General features: G+C 39.1%; 18 protein-coding genes and 1 riboswitch. All 18 genes read left to right on the top strand.

Annotation, left to right across the window (positions count from 1 at the left end):
* Positions 1 to 17: 17 nt before the first annotated feature.
* Positions 18 to 1301 carry a serine hydrolase domain-containing protein gene (locus V7147_RS06665; RefSeq protein ID WP_335367074.1) on the top strand — a complete coding sequence of 428 codons (1284 nt, stop codon included), beginning with the start codon at positions 18 to 20 and terminating at the stop codon, positions 1299 to 1301.
* A 73-nt stretch (positions 1302 to 1374) separates the two neighbouring features.
* Complete coding sequence (locus V7147_RS06660; RefSeq protein ID WP_335367073.1) at positions 1375 to 2076, top strand: response regulator transcription factor; 702 nt, start codon at positions 1375 to 1377, stop codon at positions 2074 to 2076.
* Positions 2073 to 3476 (top strand): HAMP domain-containing sensor histidine kinase, encoded by a 1404-nt coding sequence (locus tag V7147_RS06655; protein WP_335367072.1) that lies wholly within the window; start codon positions 2073 to 2075, stop codon positions 3474 to 3476. Before V7147_RS06660 ends, V7147_RS06655 begins: the two co-directional genes overlap by 4 nt.
* A gap of 247 nt (positions 3477 to 3723) precedes the next feature.
* Positions 3724 to 5133, top strand: coding sequence for a S1C family serine protease (locus tag V7147_RS06650; protein WP_335367071.1), 1410 nt, complete (start codon positions 3724 to 3726; stop codon positions 5131 to 5133).
* 26 nt (positions 5134 to 5159) lie between these two features.
* A complete protein-coding gene (locus V7147_RS06645) occupies positions 5160 to 6032 on the top strand; it encodes a foldase protein PrsA (protein WP_335367070.1) in 873 nt (290 codons plus the stop codon).
* Positions 6033 to 6370: 338 nt separating this feature from the next.
* The gene (locus V7147_RS06640) at positions 6371 to 6832 is read left to right on the top strand and encodes a DinB family protein (protein WP_335367069.1); all 462 of its coding nucleotides are present in this window, start codon (positions 6371 to 6373) and stop codon (positions 6830 to 6832) included.
* Positions 6833 to 7043: 211 nt separating this feature from the next.
* Entirely contained in the window at positions 7044 to 7613 is a 570-nt protein-coding gene (locus V7147_RS06635) for a DNA-binding protein (RefSeq protein ID WP_335367068.1), read from the top strand.
* A gap of 22 nt (positions 7614 to 7635) precedes the next feature.
* Positions 7636 to 7720: riboswitch (cyclic di-GMP riboswitch) on the top strand.
* Between the two features lie 397 nt (positions 7721 to 8117).
* On the top strand, positions 8118 to 9701 hold the full coding sequence (locus tag V7147_RS06630) for a peptide chain release factor 3 (protein WP_335367067.1): 1584 nt from the start codon (positions 8118 to 8120) through the stop codon (positions 9699 to 9701).
* 114 nt (positions 9702 to 9815) lie between these two features.
* Positions 9816 to 10826, top strand: a complete 1011-nt coding sequence (locus V7147_RS06625) for a FecCD family ABC transporter permease (protein ID WP_335367066.1) — start codon at positions 9816 to 9818, stop codon at positions 10824 to 10826.
* A gap of 9 nt (positions 10827 to 10835) precedes the next feature.
* The gene (locus tag V7147_RS06620; RefSeq protein WP_335367065.1) at positions 10836 to 11624 is read left to right on the top strand and encodes an ABC transporter ATP-binding protein; all 789 of its coding nucleotides are present in this window, start codon (positions 10836 to 10838) and stop codon (positions 11622 to 11624) included.
* Positions 11621 to 12571: an ABC transporter substrate-binding protein gene (locus V7147_RS06615; RefSeq protein WP_335367064.1), complete on the top strand. Its 951-nt coding sequence runs from the start codon at positions 11621 to 11623 to the stop codon at positions 12569 to 12571. The genes V7147_RS06620 and V7147_RS06615 overlap by 4 nt, the downstream gene beginning before the upstream one ends.
* A 76-nt stretch (positions 12572 to 12647) precedes the next feature.
* Positions 12648 to 12875 (top strand): DUF2198 family protein, encoded by a 228-nt coding sequence (locus V7147_RS06610; protein ID WP_335367063.1) that lies wholly within the window; start codon positions 12648 to 12650, stop codon positions 12873 to 12875.
* Between the two features lie 362 nt (positions 12876 to 13237).
* Complete coding sequence (gene uvrB / locus V7147_RS06605; RefSeq protein ID WP_335367062.1) at positions 13238 to 15217, top strand: excinuclease ABC subunit UvrB; 1980 nt, start codon at positions 13238 to 13240, stop codon at positions 15215 to 15217.
* Positions 15218 to 15225: 8 nt separating this feature from the next.
* Complete coding sequence (uvrA, locus tag V7147_RS06600) at positions 15226 to 18099, top strand: excinuclease ABC subunit UvrA (RefSeq protein WP_335367061.1); 2874 nt, start codon at positions 15226 to 15228, stop codon at positions 18097 to 18099.
* A gap of 136 nt (positions 18100 to 18235) precedes the next feature.
* The gene (locus V7147_RS06595) at positions 18236 to 18736 is read left to right on the top strand and encodes a hypothetical protein (RefSeq protein WP_335367060.1); all 501 of its coding nucleotides are present in this window, start codon (positions 18236 to 18238) and stop codon (positions 18734 to 18736) included.
* A 101-nt stretch (positions 18737 to 18837) separates the two neighbouring features.
* Entirely contained in the window at positions 18838 to 19221 is a 384-nt protein-coding gene (locus V7147_RS06590) for a hypothetical protein (protein WP_335367059.1), read from the top strand.
* Positions 19222 to 19416: 195 nt separating this feature from the next.
* Complete coding sequence (locus V7147_RS06585) at positions 19417 to 19731, top strand: DUF4870 domain-containing protein (protein ID WP_335367058.1); 315 nt, start codon at positions 19417 to 19419, stop codon at positions 19729 to 19731.
* Between the two features lie 14 nt (positions 19732 to 19745).
* Positions 19746 to 19936: SHOCT-like domain-containing protein (locus V7147_RS06580; RefSeq protein ID WP_438824563.1), on the top strand; the 191-nt coding region annotated here is incomplete at its 3' end.

Below are 19936 nucleotides of genomic sequence, written 5' to 3'. Positions count from 1 at the left end.
ATACATAGGAGGAATTTATGAGTCAAAATCTGCAAAACTATATGAAATCTTTAGCAGATCAGGGGTATTTTAATGGGGCTGTACTTGTGGCGGAAAAGGGTGATATCCTGCTTTCAGAGGGCTACGGATATGCAAGCTTCCAATATGAAGTACCCGCAACCGCGAAAACAAAATTTAGAATCGGTTCCCTTACAAAGGCATTTACGGCAGTGGCAATATTAAAGCTTATAGAAGAAGGAAAACTCGCATTAACGGATACGGTTGATCTCATTTTACCGGACTTTACGTTTGGCAATCAAATAACAATTCATCATTTATTATCCCATACCTCTGGAGTCGCGGATTTTACCACATCACCGGACTATTGGAATAGATCAATGAGGCTCCCATCCGCTCTTGAAGAGGTGGTGGATTCTATTAAAGATGCTCCACTTGAGTTCGAGCCAGGAGAAAGAATGGAATATTGTAATGCTGGTTATCTAGTATTAACGGCAATTATTGAAAAAATTACGGGGAAATCCTATTCAAAATTTTTAACTGAAACAATATTCCAGCCACTTGGATTAGTGGATACAGGTGTTGATGATGGAAGGACGATTATTCCTTTTCTGGCAACAGGTCACACTTTAAATCAAACGATCATTCATACCGAATTTATTGACATGTCCTTTCCTCTTGGAGCATACGGTTTATACTCCACAGTTGAGGATTTATTCAAATGGGGACAGGCTATACGTAATGGAGATATGTTAAGCAAAGAGCTCATCGACAAAATGTTTACTCCTAATCTTGATGGCTACGGTTATGGTTGGTCTTTACTTGATGAACCTGAAAAAGTTGCCTGCCATTCCGGGGATATAAACGGCTTTGTAAGTGACTTATATTTATATCTAGAAAAAGATGTAACTGTCATTGTATTATCAAATCTAAACCTTACGCCAATCGAAAAAATGAGTGATGATCTATCGAAAATTGTATTTGGTAAGGATGTAATATCTATCGTGATTCCACAAAATGTAGAACAAGAGATTGATACCACTCCATTAATAGGCGAGTATGAAAATGAAAATACTAAACTAACGATTCAACAAAACAGTGGGACTTCTTTACTTTTAACAGCTCCAAAAAAGTATGGTGTTCGATATACTTATCCTATTAATCTTGTAAAAGTGAATCGTGACCAAATGATGTATCAAGCTGAGTTTCTAAATGAAACTTTGAGATTTGAATTCGGCAATAACCTAATAAAACTAAATTATTTAGACAGTTATGGACGTACACAAGAGTTTGTAAAAAAATAAGCACTCCTTTTTTAAATGGGATTTTGTATAGTAAAATAGAAATAACAATGGTTCTATATTAGGAGTTGGAAACATGAGAGTTCTCGTTATAGAAGATAATGAAAGTGTTTGTTCGATGATTGAGATGTTTTTTTCAAAGGAAGGCATTGAAGGGGAGTTTGTCCATAACGGACTCAGGGGCTATAACCGCTTTAAAGAGGAAAATTGGGATTTGCTTATTGTGGACTGGATGCTGCCTGGGATGGATGGGGTGACCATCTGTCGAAAAATTCGCGAGGAGAAAAGCTCCGTTCCGATTATCATGCTTACGGCAAAGGATAGTGAATCTGATCAGGTATTGGGACTTGAGATGGGGGCGGATGACTATGTCACAAAACCGTTCAGTCCACTTGCGTTAATGGCACGAATTAAGGCAGTTACTCGCCGTTATAATAACAGGGCAACAGGTGAAGCTGAAGCTGAAACCCTTCAAACCGAGCATTTTAAAATCAATAAGAACACAAGGGAAGTCCTCTTGAATGGAACATCTATTACCAACTTAACACCTAAGGAATTTGATTTATTGTATTATTTTGCGCAGCATCCGAAGCAGGTGTTCTCAAGGGAACAGTTATTGGATCGTGTGTGGGGGTACCAGTTTTATGGGGATGAGCGCACAGTTGACGTACATATAAAGCGACTTCGAAAAAAACTAGGTACGGAAAACCAACCCTTTTTCCATACAGTATGGGGTGTGGGCTACAAATTCGATGAATCTGTTGAGGGCGAAAAATGAAATTCCGTTACATGTTCCAGCAGCTTTTTAGCCACATAAGTGTGATTGTGGTTGCGTTTATTATTTTAAGTATTGTGTTCGCACATTACGTAGGTAACCTTGTCTTTGAAGAGAAGGTCGAAGAGTTGACCACATATGGTGAAAATATTATTAGCGATATTGGCCGCACGTCGAATGTCGATGCACTAATTCTTCAATACTCAAACATGCTAGGTGAGCGAAATATTTATTTTACAGTATTTGATGAAAATGGAGTGAGCCTAAGTGCTGTAGGTGGATTTGTCCCGCAAGTGGAGTTGAGAAAGAAGGAATGGGACAAGGTCCGAAGTGGGCATATCGTGTCAGTCAAACAGGATTATAAGCGTTTCGAGCAGGAAGTAACGTTTATTGTCATGCCTTATATGATTCGCCAAACCTTTGTTGGTGGGGTACTTCTAGCATCACCGATCAGCGGAACGCAGGAAATGATCCATGATATTAACCAATATTTGTTTTACACGATGTTTTTGGCACTGGCTGTTGCTCTTTTAATGAGTTGGATTTTGTCGACGATTCATGTGAAGCGCATCAAACGTTTACGTAAAGCAACCTCGATGATCTCCGCTGGTGATTTTTCTGTTAAATTGCCTTCATCTAATTTTGATGAAATTGGTGAACTCTCCAATGATTTTAATGAGATGGCGCAACGTTTGCAGAAATCGATGGAGGAAATCGAAAGCCTTGAGAGCCGGAGACGGAAATTTATGGCTGATGTCTCTCATGAAATGCGGACACCACTTACAACGATTAGCGGTGTGATTGAAGGATTAAAAAATGATCTGATTCCAGAAGAGGAAAAAGCTAAGGGTGTTCAATTAGTTAACCAGGAAACAAAACGCCTCATTCGCCTTGTGAATGAAAACTTGGACTATGAAAAAATCCGTTCTAATCAAGTAACTCTCCAAAAGGAAACGATTGAATTAATCGAAGTGCTTGAGGTTGTGAAAGAAACACTGGAGCCACAAGCGGATGAAAAAAATGACCAATTAATTGTTGAGGTTCCAGAAGGATTGACGATTACAGCGGATTACGATCGCTTAATTCAAATTTTAATCAATATTATTAAAAATAGTATTCAGTTTACCGATAACGGAACAATTTGGATTCGTGGAAAAGCAGGGGAGAACGAAACGGTCATTGAAATCGAAGATACAGGGGTGGGAATTGATCCAGTAGAAATCGAGAATATATGGCATCGTTTTTACAAAGCAGATGTCTCACGTACCGGAACGCCGTTTGGTCAATTCGGTCTAGGGCTTTCGATTGTAAAACAGCTAGTCCAGCTCCATAACGGAAAAATTGAAGTGTCTAGTGAAAAAGGAAAAGGAACAACATTCGAAATTCGAATTCCATTTGAGTAAATCCATCATATTTTTGATGGATTTTTCACTATATTCAGCAGTTGGCTGAATAAAGTGAAAAGCCTCCGGCGGATGTCACGATTTTTCAAAGGAATATTTCAAGCAAGCTTGAAAAAAATCGGGCGCAAATACGCCAAGGCGCATTTGATAACAAAATATTTTCCATGTCTTTTCAAGGTTTGTTAATATTTTGTTCATAATTTTTGTCTATGATAAATACATGGAGTTAATTAAGGAGGAATTCATAATGGAAAACGATAAACGTTTTGATGAATTTGACGATAAAAAAGAACAGCCAAACAACCTAGAAAATAGTGAAAATCATACAGAAGAAATTCAGTACGAACAGCAAGAAATGAAACTAGAACCAGAAGTGGAGCAAGTGCCAGCTGAGCCAGTCGAAGCAGAATCGATTCAACAATCGGTGGCGGTTCCCAATGATACAGCACTTCGTTCCTCAATACCAAAAGATAAAAAATCAAATGGAAAAATGAAAGGCTTTCTATCCATGGTATCTGCTGGAGTTCTTGGTTCTGCATTAACGCTGGGAGTCGCTCCGCATATTGACGGATTGCAAGGATATTTCAATTCGAATGCACCTGCAACAGAACAGAACGCAGAAGTAATCGAAGCGTCAGGACCTGTGAAAATCCAACCAACAGCAGTAAAAGACTCAACGTCTTCCGTTGCGGATATGGTTGAAGATGCATCAAAAGGGATTGTTGGAATTACAAGTATGCAGGCTCAACAAAATCCATTTAACAGAGGTAACTCACAAAGTGTCGCAAGCGGAACGGGTTCCGGGGTTATTTTTCAAAAGGATGGCGATAAAGCTTATATTGTTACCAATAACCATGTAATCGAAAATGCAAACGAAGTAGAAATTTCCCTTTATAATGGTGAAAAAACAATGGCTAAGTTAATAGGAACAGATCCGTTAACTGATTTAGCTGTTTTAGAAATAGATTCTAAAAACGTAGAGGCGGTTCTACAATTTGGTGATTCCGAGTCATTAAGACCTGGTGACCAGGTGTTTGCAATCGGAAACCCACTTGGACTTGATTTATCAAGAACAGTTACATCAGGGATTGTAAGTGCAAAGGATCGCAGCATCTCCGTTGATACCTCTGCAGGTAGCTGGGAATTAAACGTTATTCAGACTGATGCTGCCATTAACCCAGGTAACAGTGGTGGTGCCCTTTTAAATACACAAGGGCAAGTCATCGGAATTAACAGCTTAAAAATCGCCAATAGTGGTGTTGAAGGCTTAGGATTTGCCATCCCTAGTAATGATGTCGTGCCGATTATTAACAGTTTAATTGAAAGTGGTAAAATTGAACGTCCATTTATCGGAATCGGATTAGCAGACCTCGCGGAAATTCCAAGAATGTATTACGCCGACCTTCCTGAGAATATAAAAGAAGGGGTTATCGTAACCAGTGTTGCACAGAATTCTGCAGCTGAAAAAGCTGGTTTAAAAATGACCGATGTGATTTTGAAAATCAATGATACTGAGGTTAAAAGCTCAATGGAACTTCGAAAATATTTATATTCAAAAGTAAAAATTGGCGATGAAATTGAATTAAGCTTTTACCGCGGCAACCAACTTGAAACTGCAAAACTAACCTTAACAAGCAATAATACGGGAATTGAATAACGCATAGCGGTGAAAGGACAAAAATAATGGGGAAAACAAAACTAGCCTGGGTGATTGGGACAATTTTATGTGTTGCGCTCATATCGACCATTGGTTTCGCAGTTTTCAAAAAGGATGTCGTTGCTAGTGTTGATGGCGTTGAAATTGAGCGCGATGAACTACACACATCTTTAGAGAAATTTTATGGTTCGAATGTTTTAGAAACATTAATCACGAATAAAATTATTGAACTAGAAGCAGAGAAAGAAAATATATCAGTTTCTGATAAAGAGCTAGATGATGAGCTGCAGGCATTAATCGACTCCTATGGAGGAGAGGAAAGCTTTACGAGTGCGATTGAATCAAGTGGAGTAACCCGTAAAGATGTGGAAGACGATATCAAACAGTTTATCCTAACGAAAAAATTACTTGAACCTAGAATCGAGATCACAGACGATGAGATAAAAACCTATTTTGAAGAAAATAAGGATTCTTTTGCTCAGGCTGAACAGGTTCAAGCAAGTCATATCTTAGTCGATGATGATACAACTGCAAATGAAATAGCTACAAAGCTTGCAGAAGGTACCGATTTTGCTGAATTGGCAAAAGAGTATTCAACAGATACTGCTAGTGCAGGTGCTGGCGGAGATCTTGGCTATTTCGGAAAAGGTGAAATGGTCGCGGAATTTGAAGAAGTTGCATTTTCATTAGGAAAAGATGAAATTAGTGACCCTGTAAAAACAGAACACGGCTACCACATCATTAAAGTAACCGATAAAAAAGAAGCCGAAGAAGCTAATTATGAAGAAAACAAAGACACAATTTACGCAGTCTTGTTTGATCAAAAAATCTCAGAGGAATACGCTGCATGGCTGACTGAAAAAACTGAGGAATACAAGATTGAGAGAAATTTATCATAACTTGGAGGAAGGTCCAAACCAGATGTATGGTTTGGACCTTTTCGTATTTATCTTGGGGAATACATCCGACAATTTTTCCTATTGCCGACAACATTTCCCGGGAAACGACAGCATGTTTTTGTTACTGACAGCAATTGTAACATACTTACAAAATATGCTAACTACCATAGGAAATAAGTATTATACTTAGGGCTACCTAAATATCTATATTTTATATGAGAATGCCTCCAACTCCATTTGCAAATAGATAAACTTATAAAAAACAACAAGAATCAGGTCTCGAATACGCCATAGTGCCATATAGATTACTAGCACTTTAAAAATCAGGGGGTATAAGAATGAGTCACTATTTATTAACGCAGTTTGAATTATTAAAAGTTCGTTTTCTTGGCGAGGTGGAGGATCTAACGGACCAAATAGTATCTATTCAACCAGAAGGTTTTAATAATACAATCCTTTGGCATATTGGGCATCTTGTTACCGTCAATGAGCAGTTTATGTTTGGCTATCCGAAAAAGTCTACTTTTCTACCGGGAAATTATTTGGAGCTCTTTGCAAAAGGAACAAGTCCTGCTGATTGGAATGGAGACATCCAAACACTAGCAGATTTAGTAACTCAATTTAACGAACAGATAGCAAGAACCCAGCAAATCCCCGTTGAACGTTTTGAAGAAAGATTAAAACAACCATTTCTTGGGCTTGAATCCTACGGCGATATAACCAACCTAGCACTCTTCCATATAGCCTACCATTTAGGTCAAATCCATGCGATGAAGCTTGTGATTAAAAATTTAATCTAAAAATAGGTTCAGGTGATCCTGTTCAATACCTTGACTTCTTTTACTTACATAAATGCTCGTAAACTATAAAGAGTATAAAAAGCACTTGACAACTCTAGTGAAAATAAAATTACTAGTATTTTTTTAGTTCAATAGTATGATATGATAGTAGTATGTCATCGAAAGGCCCTTCATTCTTAGTGCTATTAAGAATGAAAAGGGGATTTTTGATTTGAAGAAAAGAACATGGACGTATGAGGAAATAGAGTTTTTGAAGGACAATGTAGGTCGAATGAAGATCTCTACGATTGCGGCTCACCTACATAGGACAGAAACGGCGGTTGAGATAAAAATTAAGAGATTAGGGCTTTCGAACACGAAATCCTTCACCGGTCAGTTAACGATGCATGAATTGGCAACTCTATTAAAAATTGATCCAAAGTCTGTAAAACTCTGGATTGACAACCATGGACTAAAGTACACAAAGAAGGCAACACGAAATACACGAAAGTTTTACTTTATTAAACCTGAAGATTTTTGGTTTTGGGCAAAGAACAATAAGGATCGAGTTGACTTCTCGAAAATTGAAAAAAATGCAATCGTCCCTGAACCTGGCTGGGTTGAAGGTGAACGTTCTAAGCAAAAGAGGGTCAATTACCGCTCATGGACAACGGTTGAAATTCATTCTATGATCGAGCTTGTCGCAACGGGGACACCATTTTCTGATATTGGAAAAAGGTTAAACCGTAGCCCAATTAGTATTCAGCGTAAATATCAGCGCATGAGTAAAGCCATTAGATAGACAACATAGATAGACGACCAAACTATACAAAAGGCAAAATTGTTGAAAAACGATGACGCAAAGCCACGGGCCTAAGGAGAATTCTCTATGGCGGCCGGGTTGCTATAGAATGGAAGGGTACCTTTATTTGATGACGAAAAAATGGGAGAGTCTAGTCGAAAAACTAGCCTCTCCCATTTTCTTTATCTAGATTATTGATCGAGTGATTTGCTATCTATTCTTTAATACCGTTTATAATTTGGACTGTAAAACCGACGCAAATGAGAATAATACTTACAAGTAAAAAATATGCTACAAACATGTACTTTCACCTCATTGAGTATTTTTTCTATTTCTATCTTTAGTATAGTGGGAACTCAAATTGCAGGATGTGATTTGTATCACATATTTTCCTATTTTTAAGCCTTTCCTCTAGTAAAATTGGAATCAATTCACGTTGTGGTTCTTTTTTGAATATGATATATTTTTTTAGATAGAATTTGTGATAACGGAAGGGAAATTTGCATGAGTTATATAGATGAAGTTCAAAAACGAAGAACATTTGCCATCATCTCTCACCCGGACGCCGGGAAAACCACAATGACAGAAAAACTTTTGTTTTTTGGAAACGTCATTCGTGAAACGGGGACGGTAAAAGGAAAAAAATCAGGGAAATTTGCTGCATCAGACTGGATGGAAATCGAAAAGCAACGCGGAATTTCAGTAACATCAAGTGTTATGAGTTTTCCATATGAAAACTTCTACGTCAATATTTTGGATACACCAGGGCACGAAGATTTCAGTGAGGATACCTATCGAACATTAACTGCTGTAGACAGTGTCGTGATGATCATTGACTCTACAAAGGGCGTGGAGCCACAAACGATTAAGTTATTTAAAGTTTGTCGCATGAGAGGAATTCCGATTTTTACATTTATCAATAAGCTTGACCGTGAAGGTAAGGATCCACTTGATCTTATGGCAGAACTTGAGGAAGTTCTTGGAATTGAGTCCTATCCTATGAACTGGCCTGTCGGGATGGGAAAACGATTTTTAGGGATTGTTGATCGTTACAATAATCAATTTGTTCATTTCACTGGGAATGAAGATGAAAAAATCATTCCATTACAGGAACTTGAGGAAGGAAAGCATCCAGCAATTACAGACACACCGGTTTATGAAAGTACACAAGACGAATTACTCTTATTAGACGAAGCTGGAAACGACTTTGATGTGGACCGTGTAGTTAATGGGGAGCTTACCCCTGTATTTTTTGGTAGTGCACTCGCAAACTTTGGTGTGGAAACATTTTTTAATACATTTTTACAATTTGCTTCAGAACCGAAGCCACGTAAAACCAATCTTGGCCTAGTTCCACCAGAGGACGAAACATTCTCAGGTTATATTTTTAAAATCCAAGCAAACATGAATACGAAGCATCGTGACCGAATTGCGTTCCTACGGATCTGCTCAGGAAAGTTTGAGCGCGGTATGGGAGTCAACATCACTCGTACAGGTAAATCAATTAAATTGAATCAGACCCAACAATTTATGGCGGCAAGCCGTGAAACAGTTGATGAAGCTTATCCTGGAGATATAATTGGTATTTATGACCCGAATGTCTATCAAATCGGCGATACATTAACGGTTAGTAAAGAGGATATGCATTATCAGGAGCTACCTGTCTTCCCACCTGAAATGTATCGTAAGGTTCGCGTAAAGAACGTTATGAAGGCGAAGCAATTTAGAAAAGGAATTGAACAACTCGTTCAAGAAGGCGCGATTCAATTATTCAGACAGGAATCAAATGACGAGTTCATTCTTGGTGCGGTTGGTCAGCTTCAATATGAAGTATTTGAACATCGACTAGAGGCAGAATACAATGTTTCAGTTGAATTCACAACACTTGGAAACCGAATTCCAAGATGGATTGGAAATAAGGATGTAGATTTACGTCTATTTGATTCAAGAAGTTTACTAGTTCGTGACCGTAATGAACGCTATGTCGTTTTATTTGAAAATGACTTTACGTATCGCTATTTTCAAGATAAAAACAAAGACATCGAGCTTATTGATTTATACGAAAGTAATGATTATAAAGGTGTGTAAACACACGACATGTAAAACGCTCAGATCCTTTTCTGGGCGTTCATATTTATAAAGAAAGGGTTGGCTATGAAAAGAAATTCGTTTCGAAAAATCTTCAATCGGGATGAACTAAATATGAAGGTTATAACATTGTTGATGTTTATTCTAGGCATTCTTTCTATCCTTTTTGCAATCGGAATTGGTCCAGTCTCAGTTCATCCGCTAATAGTTTTTAACATTCTTTTAGCAAAACTTCCATTTCTAAATATTGAAACTAGTTGGACACTGGTTGAGCATAACATCGTCTGGGGTCTACGTTTGCCGAGGGTTTTATTAGGAATGATTGTCGGGGCTTCACTAGCAATAACAGGGGTTGTCATGCAGGCACTGGTTCGTAACCATCTGGCCGATCCTTTTATTCTTGGGGTCTCATCAGGTGCGTCTGCAACAGCGACATTAGGGATGCTGTTTGGTGCCTTTTCGATATTTGGGAGGTATTCTTTATCTATCAGCGCATTTATCGGAGCTGCTGTAACGATTATTTTAGTTTATATCCTCTCAAGAGTGAACGGTAGAATCAATGTGACTCACCTTTTGCTTTCTGGTGTCGCAATTGCCCTAATGATGGATGCTTTGACAAGATTTATTACGCTTAGTGCACCGAATGCATTGGGATTACATAATGCGACTTTCTGGATGTCAGGAAGCTTAGCTGGAGCGAAATGGGCTTATTTAACCCTGCCACTCACGGTGTCAATCATTTGTATGGTTGTATTGATGAGTCAATACCGTGCCTTAAATGCCCTACTATTTGGTGATGTAACAGCGGGAACATTAGGTTTTAATGTAGCTAGATTGCATAAATTGTTAATCCTTGTTGCTTCTCTTCTAGCTGGGGTTACGATCGCAGTTAGTGGGTCAATTGGGTTTGTTGGGTTAATGATACCGCATATTACAAGGCTACTAGTTGGATCCGACCATAAACGAGTTCTTCCTGTAAGTGCATTGCTCGGTGGGATTTTTGTGATTTGGGCAGATGTCGCCGCACGAATGGTCATTGCCCCAGAGGAATTGCCAATTGGAATATTAACCGCACTAGTCGGAGGTCCATTTTTTATTTGGTTATTAAAATCAAAGAAGAAATGAGGTGGGAAATTGAAACTACAGGTAGAGAATATAAACTTTTCGCTGGATGAAAAACAAATTATTGAAGATATGAATCTATATGTCTCAGAAGGCGAGTTTGTTGGAATCATTGGACCTAATGGGAGCGGGAAATCAACTCTCTTAAAAAATATTTATCGTGCGCTGAAACCAGACTCCGGGGTTGTATTTTTAGATGGTGAAAATATAACTAAAATGAATCCAAAAACCGCAGCGAAAAAAATTGGAGTGGTCGGGCAGGAAAATGTAGTTCCGTTCGATTTTAAGGTGGAAGAAATCATTGCGATGGGCAGAAGCCCATATAAAGGCTTTTTTGACGGCGATAGTAAGCAAGATAAAGAGATTGTCGCAAATGCCATTCAGCAAATTGGTATGTCCCAAATGGGAAAACGAAATTTTAGTAATCTATCAGGTGGAGAAAAACAGCGTGTACTTCTGGGAAGGGTGCTTGCACAGCAAACCGAATTGCTACTTTTAGACGAGCCGACAAACCACCTCGATATCCAGCATCAGCTCCAAATTTTTGATTTAATTAAGGGGCTAGGTGTTACCGTTCTATCAGCTATCCATGATTTAAACCTTGCTGCAATTTATTGTGACCGATTATATGTCGTCAAGGATGGACGAATGTTGATGGCGGGAACTCCAGAAGAGGTGCTACGTCCCGAATCGATTTACGAGATTTTTGGGGTTAGGTCAGATGTAACAATTCATCCAGTTACTAAAAAGGTGGCGATCACCTTTTTACCTGGAAGTTTATTAAAAGGAGAATATTTATGAGAAAACTAGTTTTTCTTTTGACCGGGATACTTGTATTATTTTTAGCAGGATGTGGTGCTGAAAAAGAGGACAACACTGCAAAACAAACTGGAGATACTCTCATTGTTGATAATTATGGTCGGGAAGTAGAAATAACTGAAAAGCCTTCCAAGGTGCTAACATTGGGACCGAATGCGACCGAGTTGTTTATTGCGTTAGGACTCTCTGAATATGTAATCGGAAATAGCTTGGACAACCACAGTCGCGGTGCTTTACCTGAATATGCGGAGGACTATGATAAAATCCCTGAGCTTACATACGGTTCTGCTACAAGAGAGGCTGTATTAACGAGTGGAGCTGATTTTATTTACGGGATCGATTGGGAATTCGGAGAAGAAGGTTTAGATATAGATGAGCTAGATAGCTACGGAATCAAGGTGTATATGGACAAAGCGACAACGATGGAAGAAATCTATCAGGAAATCCTCGACCTCGGTAAGATTTTTGAAATTGAAGATCGGGCAGAGGCGTTCGTTGCCGAACAGAAGGAACGGATTGCGGTAGTACAGGAGAATTTATCTGGACAGGAACCTGTTAATGTACTCATATACGACAGCGGAGGTAACGGTGTTTTCACAGCGGGTGGAACGAATTTTGAAACGTTATTGATTGAGCTTGCAGGTGGACGAAATATTTTTGAAGATATTACTGACAAACAATGGACCACTGTCAGCTACGAGGAGGTCCTGGCAAGGCAGCCTGATGTAATCTTGATTCACGACTATGATGCACCGTCAATTGAGCAAAAAATTAAAGACATTAAAAACGACCCCGCCCTTTCACAGCTGGAAAGTGTAAAAAACGAAAACTTCGTCGTTATTTCATTGGAGAGTGTGCTGCCTGGAAACCGAATGGCGTACTCGGTGGAGACACTGGCTGGAGGGTTCTATCCTGATTTATTTAAATAGAATGGGTAATTACGTGTTTTGTTTTACTAGTTTTGTTATAGTAAACCTATGAAAATGTTGAAAGGATACAAATTTGATGTTATTGAAACTATTCCTGGCGCTCATCCTTCCGGGTGTACTCGTCGTTTTCTTCACAAGGGTAACCTATAATTATTATGTGGGCTTATTACTAGCGGTTGCCCTTATCGCAGCGTCCATATATAAAGGGCATGCGGATTCCATTTTTATCATTATTGCGGATCTCATTTCGCTCGGGGCAGGATTCCTGTATTCGAGAAATATGGGGGAAAGAGCGAAAAAATAAAAGCCATGTAACTTTTTTAAGTTACTGGCTTTATTTTTTTATTAAATCAAATGCGCCTTGGCGTATTTGGACCCGATTTTTTTAGGCCCACACGAGGTGGGTNNGCCACAGGACGTGGCGATCTTAGTCTTTGATCTTATGCTCGAAAACTTTCCGCTGAAAAATCGTGGCATCCGCCGGAGGCTATAATTTTATTCAGTCGGAGTTTGATACCGACTGAATAAAATTAATCGAATATCAGTTCGTATTTTTGTTTGTTTTATGTCAGTTTGTGGTACAATGTTTTTATCGAGAAAAAGTCAGTGAAAAAATACCTAAACAGTTCATATAAATCACCAACAAAATGGATGGGAGGAAGCTTAGTGAAAGATCAATTTGAATTAGTCTCCAAATATTCCCCACAGGGTGACCAACCGAAAGCCATCAAAGAGCTTGTTGATGGAATCAAGTCGGGGAAAAAGTATCAGACCTTATTAGGTGCGACCGGAACAGGAAAAACGTTTACAATTTCAAACGTGATTAAAGAAGTCAATCGACCCACATTAATTATTGCCCACAATAAAACGTTGGCTGGTCAGCTTTATAGTGAGTTTAAAGAGTTCTTTCCTAATAATGCTGTTGAATATTTTGTCAGTTATTATGATTATTTTCAACCTGAGGCATATGTTCCGTCTTCAGACACATATATCGAAAAAGACTCAAGTGTAAATGATGAAATTGATAAATTACGCCACTCCGCGACATCTTCGCTCTTTGAAAGACGTGACGTCATTATCATTGCCAGTGTGTCGTGCATCTATGGTTTGGGTTCTCCAGAGGAATATAGGGAGCTCGTGGTTTCCCTACGCACAGGTATGGAAATCGAGCGTAATGAGCTTTTACATAAGTTAGTGGATGTTCAATATCAGCGAAATGACATTGACTTCCGTCGCGGAACCTTCCGAGTAAGAGGAGATGTAGTCGAAATTTTTCCCGCCTCACGTGATGAGCACTGTATTCGCGTGGAGTTTTTTGGTGATGAAATTGACCGGATTCGTGAAGTAGATGCCTTAACTGGTGAGATCCTTGGCGAACGTGAGCATGTCGCAATTTTCCCGGCATCCCACTTCGTAACCCGTGATGAAAAAATGCAAATTGCGATTAAAAATATAGAGGCGGAACTTGAGGAACGCTTAGCAGAATATCATGAAAATGGTCAGGTTCTTCAGGCACAGCGACTTGAGCAACGGACCAATTATGATCTTGAAATGATGCGTGAAATGGGCTTTTGTTCAGGAATTGAGAACTATTCACGTCATCTAACTTTACGGCCAGCGGGTTCAACCCCATATACATTAATGGATTATTTTCCTGAAGATTTGTTAATTGTCGTCGATGAGTCGCACGTAACATTACCGCAAATTCGTGGAATGTTTAATGGCGACCAAGCTAGAAAACAAGTGTTGGTGGACCATGGTTTCCGTCTTCCTTCAGCATTGGATAACCGTCCATTGCGATTTGCAGAATTCGAAGATCATATCAATCAAATTATAAATGTTTCCGCTACACCTGGACCATATGAAATTGAGCATACCGATGAAATGGTGGAACAAATTATTCGTCCAACTGGACTGCTTGATCCGATTATTGATGTTCGACCAATTCAAGGTCAAATTGATGATTTATTAGGAGAAATTCAAGACCGCGTGAACAAAAACGAACGTGTTCTTATTACAACCTTAACGAAAAAAATGTCTGAGGATTTAACGGATTACTTGAAGGATATTGGGATCAAGGTAAATTATTTACACTCAGACATTAAAACACTTGAGCGGATTGAAATTATTCGCGATCTTCGAATGGGTAAATATGATGTCCTTATTGGGATTAACTTACTCCGTGAAGGACTGGATATTCCGGAGGTTTCACTTGTTGCTATTCTTGATGCTGATAAGGAAGGGTTCCTTCGTTCGGAGAGATCACTCATCCAAACGATTGGTCGTGCTGCAAGAAATTCGAACGGAAGAGTCATCATGTATGCTGATAAGATTACTAATTCAATGGAAATCGCACTTGCTGAAACGAAGCGTAGGCGTGAAATTCAAGAGGAATATAATAAAAAACATGGCATTACGCCAACGACTATTCAAAAAGATATTCGCGATGTCATTCGCGCTACGACGGCGGCAGAAGAAACGGAAAACTATAAAACAGCACCTAAATTAACGGGATTATCGAAGAAAGAACGCGATAAGGTGATAGGTGAAATGGAAGTAGAAATGAAAGAAGCAGCAAAAGCACTTAATTTTGAACGTGCAGCTGAACTACGTGATTTAATATTGGAGTTAAAAGCGGAAGGATGACATAAAATATGGCATTAGATAAAATCGTTGTGAAAGGCGCAAGGGCGAATAACTTAAAAAATGTAGACATAACGATCCCGAGAGATAAATTGGTTGTGGTTACTGGTCTCTCTGGCTCAGGTAAATCCTCCCTTGCGTTTGACACCATATATGCGGAAGGACAACGACGCTATGTCGAGTCCCTCTCTGCATACGCACGTCAATTTTTAGGCCAAATGGATAAACCAGATGTTGATTCGATCGAAGGACTTTCACCTGCGATTTCAATTGACCAAAAAACAACAAGCCGTAACCCAAGGTCAACAGTTGGAACGGTTACGGAAATATATGATTATTTACGTTTATTATATGCACGAGTTGGTAAGCCGGTTTGTCCAAATCACGGTATCGAAATTACCTCTCAAACCATAGAGCAAATGGTGGATCGGATTTTAGAATACCCTGAACGCACGAAGCTACAAGTACTTGGTCCTGTTGTATCTGGACGCAAGGGTGCCCATGTGAAAATTTTAGAGGATATTAAAAAACAAGGATATGTCAGAGTTCGTGTAGATGGTGAAATGCTTGAGCTTTCTGATGACATTGAACTTGAAAAAAATAAAAAGCATTCAATCGAGGTTGTTGTTGACCGTATTGTAGTAAAAGAGGGCGTATCCTCAAGACTGGCTGACTCACTTGAAGCGGCACTTCGTCTTGGCGAAGGAAGGGTCATCATTGATGTAATGGGGGAAGAGGAACTTTTGTTTAGTGAGCTTCATTCTTGCCCCATTTGTGGTTTTTCTATTGGTGAACTTGAACCAAGAATGTTTTCTTTTAATAGCCCATTCGGAGCCTGCCCTGATTGTGATGGCTTAGGAAGTAAACTCGAAGTTGACCCGGATCTTGTCATCCCAAATTGGGATTTATCACTTCGGAAGCATGCCATTGCCCCTTGGGAGCCAACAAGCTCACAATATTATCCGCAATTGCTGGAAGCTGTTTGCAACCATTACGGTATTGATATGGACATGCCTGTAAAGGATATTCCAAAGCATCTAATGGATAAGGTTTTATATGGTAGTGATGGTGAGGAAATCTTTTTCCATTATGAAAATGATTGGGGGCAGGTTCGTGAAAATTATATTCAGTTTGAAGGCGTTCTTCGAAATGTAGAAAGACGTTACAAAGAAACAAGTTCCGATTATATTCGTGAGCAAATGGAAAAATACATGGGTGAAAAGCCTTGCCCTTCCTGTAAAGGTCACCGTTTAAAAAGAGAAAGCCTTGCAGTTCTGATATCCGGACAACATATTTCAAATATTACTGAACTTTCAATTAATGAGTCCCTTGAGTTTTTCACTAATATTGAACTTTCCGAGAAGGATATGCAGATTGCCAACCTTATTTTTCGAGAAATCAAGGAAAGACTAGGGTTCTTAGTCAACGTGGGTCTTGATTATTTAATGCTAAGTCGTGCAGCAGGGACATTATCTGGTGGTGAGGCACAACGGATTCGCCTTGCTACCCAGATTGGTTCTCGTTTAACAGGTGTTCTTTATATATTAGACGAGCCGTCGATTGGTCTGCACCAACGGGATAATGACCGGCTAATTGATACATTAAAAACAATGAGGGATATTGGAAACACGTTAATTGTAGTCGAGCATGATGAGGATACAATGCTTGCGGCAGATTACTTAATCGATATTGGTCCAGGGGCCGGAACTCATGGTGGAGAAATCATTTCAGCAGGAACTCCGAAAGAAGTGATGGAGGACCCGAATTCCTTAACCGGTCAATACCTTTCTGGTAAAAAGTTCATTCCACTTCCATTCGAAAGAAGGAAACCAGATGGCCGCTATATCGAAGTTGTGGGAGCGAAGGAGAACAATCTGAAGAACGTATCAGTGAAATTTCCTTTAGGTATGTTCGTAGCGGTTACAGGTGTATCGGGTTCAGGTAAGAGTACATTAGTAAATGAGATTCTTCATAAATCTCTTGCCCAAAAGCTAAACCGTGCAAAAAGCAAGCCAGGTGATCACAAAACAATTAAGGGCATTGAGCATTTAGAAAAGGTGATTGATATCGATCAGTCTCCAATTGGTAGGACACCACGGTCAAATCCGGCCACCTACACAGGGGTGTTTGATGATATTCGGGACTTGTTTGCGAATACCAATGAAGCAAAGGTAAGAGGCTATAAAAAGGGACGTTTTAGTTTCAATGTCAAAGGTGGACGCTGTGAAGCCTGCCGTGGTGATGGAATTATTAAAATTGAAATGCACTTCCTGCCAGATGTTTATGTCCCATGTGAGGTTTGTCATGGGAAACGCTATAACCGTGAAACATTGGAAGTAAAATATAAGGATAAAAATATATCAGATATATTAGATATGACGGTTGAAGAGGCGGTTTCGTTCTTCGAAAACCTCCCTAAAATCAAGCGGAAGATTCAAACCCTTTTTGATGTTGGGTTAGGATATGTCAAGTTAGGCCAACCAGCTACAACCTTATCTGGTGGAGAAGCGCAACGTGTGAAGCTTGCTTCTGAACTACATCGTCGCTCTAATGGAAAGACCTTCTATATTTTGGATGAGCCTACAACTGGACTACATGTAGATGACATCTCAAGACTACTGAAGGTATTGCAGCGACTTGTGGAAAGTGGCGATACAGTCCTTGTTATCGAGCATAATATCGATGTGATTAAAACAGCAGATTATATCGTTGACCTTGGACCTGAGGGTGGAGACAAAGGCGGTACCATCGTAGGAACAGGGACACCAGAAGAAATCTCAAACGTCGAAGCTTCCCACACCGGCCACTACCTAAAGCCAGTCCTTCAACGCGACCGCCAACGGATGAAAGAATTGATCAAAGAAAAAGAAACAGTTGCTAAATAATATTAAAATCCCGATTTGCGAAAACAGATCGGGATTTTGTTTAATTAATTTTTTGTAAAGGGTCCCTGTTTTAACCTCATGATCGGAAAATTATGGTAATCTGGCATTATAGAAAAATACTGATAGGTGATGCACCATGAAAGAAAGAACTCAAAAAAAACTATATGGCCTTTGGACAGGGGAATTTGCGGCTGCCATTCTATTCCCAATCCTTTGGTTATTTTATATTCCTACATTCAAATGGTCTAACGAGTATTTAACCACTTTTCCACATATATTTGCATTCTGCATATTAGAATTGATCTTATTTCAAGGAAGTTATTATTGGTATCTGAAGTGGAAGCGGGTTAAGGAGGGCAAGCGTTCATTATTAACAAACAAACAACGGGTGACTTTTCGAATCTTCAAGAAAATTAATCTTGTATTACTTGTGATTGGTATACCTGTACTTGTCTATCAAGCTACTTTTTCAAAAGGTTTATATTGGTACCTTTTCTTATTTGGATTTGCCATTATTGAGTATATTAATTATTATCATATTCGACTTTCCTATATGAGCGTTAAAGAAATAAAAGAATTCATTCAACAAAAGGGCTTTCGCCGATCAATCCTGGCGAGAGAATTAGGGAAAAGGTAAACAGGTTCTCGTTTCTGCTGTACGATTGAAGAAAAGTTTTATGAATATTGCTGGAAGATATGGCATATGGTACTCCAAATCAATATCAAAGGAGCTCAAAAATGAAATTCATGATTCGAATCATTGAAATTCTGTTGGGAACCATTTTTTTAGGAGCCGGATTAAACGGGTATGCTCTATTATTTGGATTTGAACCGTTTGCACCGACAAGTCCTGCTGCAATGGAATTCTTAGGTGATGGCTATTTATTGGCGATGGAAAAGGGCGTCGAAATCATTGCAGGAACCCTTTTGATCATTCGTAGGTATGTACCGTTGGCATTAGTTGTTTTAGCTGGATTAATCTTCAATATTTTAGCTTTTCATATTTTTGTAGATTCGGCACTTTTACCGTTAGCTATTTTTATCACACTATTTGAAGGGATTTTAGCTTGGCACTATCGTGAAAATCTTAAAGGACTGTTTGAACTAAAGTCTAAAAAATGAGCACTATTTTGGGACCATGGGGGCGATTCTCATGGTCCCTAACTTACTTGATTTTCACAAGTATAAATGAAAAGGAACCGGGAGACCCATCCCTACAGCTCTACGGCCAACTAAGTCTCCAGACGTATTTTTATAAAATGTTGAAACCATTAATGACTAGGTTTCGTATATAGAGTTGTAAAGGGGTGATGTAGAGTGAATACAGATAAATTAATTGCAGCGTTGTGTTACTTCAGTATTTTCTTTGCGGGGTTTATTTTACCATTAGTTGTTTATATTCTTGTTGAGAATCCAGCAGTTAAAAAGCATGCCCTCCATGCGTTGATTTCACATATTATTCCAGCAGCAACAATCGTTTTTATCATTATCCCGTTTTTCTTTATGTGGTCGGTGGAGGCATTTGCAGCAGCCATGGTGCTGATTTTCATCTTATTAGCCATTATTAACATCGGAATCGTGATTTGGAACATCGTAAAAGGAATTCAAGTATTAGCCCATAATGAAATTTAAAGGAGGAATTACCCATGAAAGAGGAACAAAAACGTATTTTAAAGTTAGTTGAAGAAGGAAAACTTACTGCAGAGGAAGCGATCATACTTATTGAAAAGCTCCATTCTGGGGAGGAGAGCCAGTCCCAAGACCCAGCACAAGAAATCAAGAAAGAGCTTACGACTCAGGTTCAGTATGAGCAATCCCAACAGCAACACCAGAACTC

The sequence above is a fragment of the Bacillus sp. JJ1521 genome (assembly GCF_036965165.1).
GTDB lineage: Bacteria > Bacillota > Bacilli > Bacillales > Bacillaceae_L > Ferdinandcohnia.
Note: the sequence above shows the minus strand (reverse complement) of the source record. Positions and strands in the feature narration are given on the sequence as shown.